Below are 6350 nucleotides of genomic sequence, written 5' to 3' on the forward strand. Positions count from 1 at the left end.
CGTATACACCCGCACTGACCGCACGACCGGCCTCACCCTGCGCACGCCGACCACGCGTCGCATTGCGACCCGAACCACCGACGTCCACGGACGCCGCAGTGTCCTCTGCCTCCTCGTACACCTGATCGAGAATGTCCGCGATCTTCTTGCGTAGAGGTTGTGGGTCGACGCCCATCTTCTCGTTGTAGGCGACCTGCTTCTCGCGTCGTCGCTCGGTTTCCTCGATGGCCTGCGCCATGGAAGCGGTGATCTTGTCCGCATACATGTGCACTTGACCGGATACATTTCGAGCCGCTCGGCCGATCGTCTGAATGAGGCTGGTGGAGCTACGTAGGAAACCTTCTTTGTCGGCATCGAGAATCGCGACCAGCGACACCTCGGGAAGGTCGAGTCCCTCACGCAGGAGGTTGATGCCGACCAGCACGTCGTACTCCCCCAGGCGGAGCTGACGGAGCAACTCGACTCGCCGGAGCGTATCGATATCCGAGTGCAGGTAGCGGACGCGAATACCGAGTTCGAGCAGGTAATCGGTCAGATCTTCCGACATCTTCTTGGTCAACGTCGTAACCAGCACACGCTCGTCACGTTCCGCTCGCTCGCGGATTTCGTGAACGAGATCGTCGATCTGTCCCTTGGTGGGTTTGACGATGACCTCGGGATCGATCAGTCCGGTCGGGCGGATCACCTGCTCGACGAACTCACCGCCGGACTGACCCAACTCGTACTTACCTGGTGTCGCCGACAAGTAGACGGTCTGACCGATCCGCTGACTGAATTCTTCCCAAGTCAGAGGGCGGTTATCTGTTGCCGACGGTAGCCGGAATCCGAACTCGACCAGGTTTCGCTTGCGCGACATATCGCCCTCGTACATGGCGCCGATCTGAGGAACCGTCACGTGCGACTCGTCGATGACCAGAAGGAAATCTTCCGGGAAGTAGTCGATCAAGGTTGCGGGGGCAGTTCCAGGGCCACGGCCGTCGATGTGGCGCGAGTAGTTCTCGATGCCGGAGCAGAATCCGACCTGTTTGATCATCTCGAGGTCGTACTGCGTACGCATGCGCAGACGCTGAGCCTCGAGGAGCTTGCCCTTGCCTTCGAGCTCGGCGAGTCGCTCTTCGAGTTCCGCCTCGATGTCCTTGGCGGCACGCTCCATGCGTTCAGGGCCGGCGACGTAGTGCGTCGCCGGGAAGATACGAACCGTGTCGACCTGGCGAACGATGTCACCAGTCAGTGGATGGAGGTAGTACAGCGCCTCGATCTCGTCACCGAAGAATTCGATGCGGACCGCCAGCTCTTCGTACGACGGAATGATCTCGACCGTGTCGCCGCGCACGCGGAACGAACCTCGCGTGAACGCCATGTCGTTGCGGTTGTACTGAACGTCGACGAGCAGACGCAGGAACGCATCCCGCGGTACCTCAACACCGACGTCCAGCTGAATCGAGCGATCGAGGTACGACTGCGGCGTACCGAGGCCGTAGATGCACGACACCGAGGCCACCACGACCACATCCCGTCGTGACAGAAGGCTGGACGTCGCCGAGTGGCGCAGCCGCTCGACATCGTCGTTGACGGACGAATCCTTCTCGATGTAGGTGTCCGTCTGGGCGATGTACGCCTCGGGTTGGTAGTAGTCGTAGTACGAGACGAAGTACTCGACCGCGTTGTTGGGAAGCATTTCCCGAAGCTCGTTCGCGAGCTGAGCCGCCAAAGTCTTGTTCGGAGCCATCACCAGAGCCGGGCGCTGCAGCTTCTCGATCAACCACGCAGTCGTGGCCGACTTACCGGTACCGGTCGCACCGAGGAGGACTACGTCCTTCTCCCCCTCGTTGATCCGTTTCTCCAGCTCGGCGATAGCTGCCGGCTGATCGCCTGCCGGTTCGTACGGGCTGACGACCTCGAAGCGCGCGTCTGAGCGCTCGATGTCACCAACCGGCCGAAACTCGGAATGCGCGACCACGGGATGTTCGGAAGCAAACGCCATGAAACCAGGGTAAGCGCACCTACCGACACAATGCCCGCTCGTCCGCGTTCAGCCGAAAATGCAGTTCGGCGGTAGGTTCTTCGACCATGAGCGAGGAACGTCCCCACATTCACCGGCCGAAGGTCGAAACCTTCGACATCGCAGCTCGCACCAACGTCGACCCCAAGGGCTTCGTTCGCCCGGTCGAGCACTACCGCGAAGAACCGTGGGGGCTGTACATGGCGCGCCACGCCGACCATCCCCGGTTTCACTACCTGGAGTCCTGGATCATTCCCGAACTCGGAATTCGGGCGTCGATCCTGCACTTCACCCCGGAACACATCCGAGACTGGGATTTCTATGTCGACATCGGCGACTTCATCCGCGGCGACCAGGTCTGGACGTCCGAGGACCACTACCTCGACCTGATCGTGCAGATTGGACGCAGCGTCGAATTGCTCGACGTCGACGAATTGCTCGAGGCGAACACCGCCGGGATTCTCGACCCGAAGACGTCAGAGCGTGCGATGCTGAACGCGGCCCGCGCTATCGACGGCATCGCCGCCCACGGTCACGATCTCGACGCCTGGCTCACCTCGGTGGGCATGCCGGTCACGTGGCGCTGAGTGGTTAGAGGGACCAGCCTGATTTCTCGGCCCACTCCCATGCTCGGTGAAAAGCGGCGTCGAACCACGGCGTCTTGACTCCCAGGTAGGCATCGATCGCAGCGGCGTAGTCGTCGATGCCGGCGGCACTCTCGGCTGCCTTGACCTTGAGTTCGGCATATTCGGCACGCGCCGCTGCGTCGGCGCGAAGCCAGTCACGGAAGAGGATCGCGAACTGCTGACCCGGCCAACCATCCACCCGAATGTGGATGTTCGCGCGGCGCCCTGGATCGGCGCTTCCGTGAATTCGCTTCGCCCACACCGCCGGATCGGTCTCACCACCGAGGTACGACGGTTTCGGGTCGTCGGCGACGATGTGCTCGATCCGGGGGAACCCGGCAGCGGCCAGATCTTCCGCGAGGTCGTCGGCAACGCCGAGGTGCTCGACAGTGATCTGAATGTCGATCACGTCCTTGGCATCGAGACCAGGCACTGCGGTCGATCCGATGTGATCGATACGGCGCGCGCGGTCACCGGACGCCAACGACAACCGGCCGATGATTCGTTCGGCCTGTGCTGGCCACGACGGGTCGGCTGGAGTCAGCTCGGGCAGTGCGCGCACTACCGTGCCCTCGCGGAGGTTCTTCTCGAAGGGAACAAGTCGATTCGCCCACAAGTCGCGGACCACGTCGTCGAGTGAACCCGGCTCTCCGCTGTTGTCGAGCCACACGTCGGCAACAGCACGACGCTGATCGTCATTTGCCTGCGCTGCGATGCGCGCACGAGCGTCGGATTCAGGCATGCCGCGCGAGCCCACCAAGCGTCGAACTCGTTCCTCCTCGTCGACGTAAACGATGACGACCAGATTGAATGCCGGCGCCATCGAACCCTCGACCAACAGCGGAATATCTTGAACGAGCACTGCATCCGACGGCGCAGACGAAATCTGCTCCATCGTCCGCGCACCGATCAGTGGGTGGAGGATGCCGTTGAGAGTTCCGCGTGACGTGTCGTCGGCAAACGCCAACGACGCCAGCGCGGGTCGGTTGAGGCTGCCGTCCTCGGACAGAATCCCGTCGCCGAATGCATCGACCAGAGCGGCAAGTCCCGGAGTACCGGGCTCGACCACTTCTCGGGCGATCAGGTCGGCGTCGACGATGACGGCTCCCAGTTCGCTGAGGATTTTCGACACTGTCGACTTACCGGCTCCGATGCCTCCAGTGAGGCCAACTCTCAACACACTCGACAGTCTCTCATCTCCGCGCCCGAGAGATTCAGACACGCCTACTGATCGAACACGCCGGGGCGTTCGAGGCTCAAATACCACAATTTCGGTGACCGTGCGGTTATGTTCTAGCGAACGCACCTGTACCTGCACCTTCTCGAGAAAGTGGACGCCATGCGAGCAGATCGCGACCATCACGGTCAGCACCGCCTCGGAATGCCGAACGGCGTGCACTGCATAGAGTTTCCCGAAGTTGCTTTTGCCCTGGCAGAGCACCGTCGTACGTGGTTCACGATGCTCGTGAGCCAAGGCCGACACAGCTTCGCGTCGATGCGTAAGCGCACAGCCGAAGCGACCGCCACCTACTGGGTGCCTGCTCCCGCAAACTGAGTTCTCTTCACAAAGTACAAAATGACCGGCAACCCTTCGGTGCCGGTCATTTTTGTGTTCACTCACTGAATTGATTCTTCGCTCGCAAGTGACACCTGGCAGAGAGAAGAACCCCGCCCCCGCGCGTGCAGGGGCGGGGTTCTTCACAGATCTCGCCTGATCAGATCAAGCGGTAATCCTTATGCGTTGCCCGACAGCTTCTCGCGAAGTGCGGCGAGCTGTGCATCGCTGGCAAGCGATCCGCCAGCGGACTCGGCCGGAGCGGAGCCGGCAGCAGCCGGAGCCTCGGCGTCGTCTGCAGCAGCCGTCTCCGAGGAGTAGCCGGCAGCAGCGGTGGCAGCCTCAGCGGCCTCGTCTGCAGCGGTCTTCTCCATCTGAGCGGTGTGCATCTTGTGGCGACGCTCAGCCTCGGCGTAGCGGTTCTCCCACTCTTCACGCTGCTTGTCGAAGCCCTCGAGCCATTCGTTGGTCTCGGGATCGAAGCCCTCGGGGAAGATGTAGTTGCCCTGCTCGTCGTACGAGTCGGCCATGCCGTACTTGGACGGATCGAACTCGGCGTTGTAATCCTCGTTGGCCTGCTTCAGCGACAGCGAGATACGACGACGCTCGAGGTCGATGTCGATGACCTTGACGAGTGCATCGTCGCCGACGCCGACAACCTGGTCCGGAACCTCGACGTGGCGCTCAGCGAGCTCCGAGATGTGAACGAGGCCTTCGATTCCCTCTTCGACGCGCACGAATGCACCGAACGGAACCAGCTTCGTGACCTTGCCGGGCACGATCTGGCCGATGGCGTGCGTGCGGGCGAACTGACGCCACGGATCTTCCTGCGTTGCCTTGAGCGACAGGGAGACGCGCTCGCGGTCCAGGTCGACGTCGAGAACCTCGACGGTGACCTCGGTGCCGACCTCGACAACCTCGGACGGGTGATCGATGTGCTTCCAAGACAGCTCGGAAACGTGAACCAGACCGTCTACGCCGCCCAGGTCCACGAATGCACCGAAGTTGACGATGGAGGACACGACGCCCTTGCGGACCTGGCCCTTCTGGAGCTGGTGCAGGAATTCGCTGCGAACCTCGGACTGAGTCTGCTCGAGCCATGCGCGGCGCGACAGGACCACGTTGTTGCGGTTCTTGTCGAGCTCGATGATCTTGGCCTCGATCTCCTTGCCGACGTACGGCTGGAGGTCGCGGACGCGACGCATTTCGACGAGCGAAGCGGGGAGGAAGCCACGAAGACCGATGTCAAGGATGAGGCCGCCCTTGACGACCTCGATGACGGTGCCCTTGACGGCCTCGTCCTTCTCCTTGAGCTCCTCGATGGTGCCCCAGGCACGCTCGTACTGAGCGCGCTTCTTCGACAGGATCAGTCGACCTTCTTTGTCCTCCTTGGTGAGGACGAGAGCCTCGACCGCATCTCCCACGGAGACGACCTCATTGGGGTCGACGTCGTGCTTGATGGAGAGCTCACGAGAAGGGATGACGCCTTCGGTCTTGTAACCGATGTCGAGCAGAACCTCGTCGCGGTCGACCTTGACGATGGTTCCTTCGACGATGTCGCCATCGTTGAAGTACTTGATCGTGGCATCGATGGCGGCGAGGAAGTCCTCGGCGGAGCCAATGTCGTTAATGGCAACCTGCGGCGAGGTGACGGTTGTGGAGGGCATATGTTGAATTGCTCCGGACGAGTTGTGGTCGGTTGATGGATTTTGTCGGACGAGATGCGCAACTGTGGCGTACAAATGTTGGAAGTACTTTTGTGAAGTACTAGATCGAAGTACCCAGCTGCATCAATAACGAACAACCGAATACCGGATCACATTCCACACCGCGGAAGCGCACCGCGAGCTCCCTCGGTCCGACTGATTCCGAGACCTTGGTAAAGATCTCGTATAGACAATCGGTCGGATGACAGACACTCGCGTGAGTAAGACTACGCGTCGGCAATCTTGCCGGGCAAACCCGGGTACCCTGCGCCCGCATCACCCGTTCTACTGTGTTGTTCATGTCTGACGAGCGCCATGCCGCTGCCAATTCCATTCTCGGTACCAGCGGCGTCGGCCGAGTCCGTGTCGATTCGAGTGCCAGCGACCGCGCCAGCCGTGCGTGGTGGGACGCCGACGCCGACGATTACCACCGAACCCACGGCGAGTTTCTGGGCGTGAAC

General features: G+C 61.4%; 5 protein-coding genes and 1 pseudogene. 3 read left to right on the forward strand and 3 right to left on the reverse strand.

The window, feature by feature from the left end:
• Positions 1–1984: excinuclease ABC subunit UvrB (gene uvrB / locus RWT78_RS27130; RefSeq protein WP_314682182.1), on the reverse strand; the 1984-nt coding region annotated here is incomplete at its 3' end.
• Positions 1985–2070: 86 nt separating this feature from the next.
• Here uvrB and RWT78_RS27135 point away from each other — a divergent pair.
• Complete coding sequence (locus tag RWT78_RS27135) at positions 2071–2589, forward strand: DUF402 domain-containing protein (RefSeq protein ID WP_314682184.1); 519 nt, start codon at positions 2071–2073, stop codon at positions 2587–2589.
• A gap of 4 nt (positions 2590–2593) precedes the next feature.
• Here the strand turns inward: RWT78_RS27135 and coaE are convergent, their stop codons facing one another.
• A complete protein-coding gene (coaE, locus tag RWT78_RS27140; protein ID WP_047272286.1) occupies positions 2594–3808 on the reverse strand; it encodes a dephospho-CoA kinase in 1215 nt (404 codons plus the stop codon).
• A 159-nt stretch (positions 3809–3967) separates the two neighbouring features.
• Here coaE and RWT78_RS27145 point away from each other — a divergent pair, with 159 nt between their 5' ends.
• Positions 3968–4183: a hypothetical protein gene (locus RWT78_RS27145; protein ID WP_003944056.1), complete on the forward strand. Its 216-nt coding sequence runs from the start codon at positions 3968–3970 to the stop codon at positions 4181–4183.
• 179 nt (positions 4184–4362) lie between these two features.
• Here the strand turns inward: RWT78_RS27145 and rpsA are convergent, their stop codons facing one another.
• On the reverse strand, positions 4363–5850 hold the full coding sequence (gene rpsA / locus RWT78_RS27150; protein ID WP_003944095.1) for a 30S ribosomal protein S1: 1488 nt from the start codon (positions 5848–5850) through the stop codon (positions 4363–4365).
• Between the two features lie 338 nt (positions 5851–6188).
• Between rpsA and RWT78_RS27155 the strand changes: the two are divergent.
• Positions 6189–6350: pseudogene (locus RWT78_RS27155) on the forward strand (SAM-dependent methyltransferase); the annotation flags it as partial.

This window comes from uncultured Rhodococcus sp., from assembly GCF_963525155.1.
In the GTDB taxonomy this organism is placed as follows: domain Bacteria; phylum Actinomycetota; class Actinomycetes; order Mycobacteriales; family Mycobacteriaceae; genus Rhodococcus_F; species Rhodococcus_F qingshengii.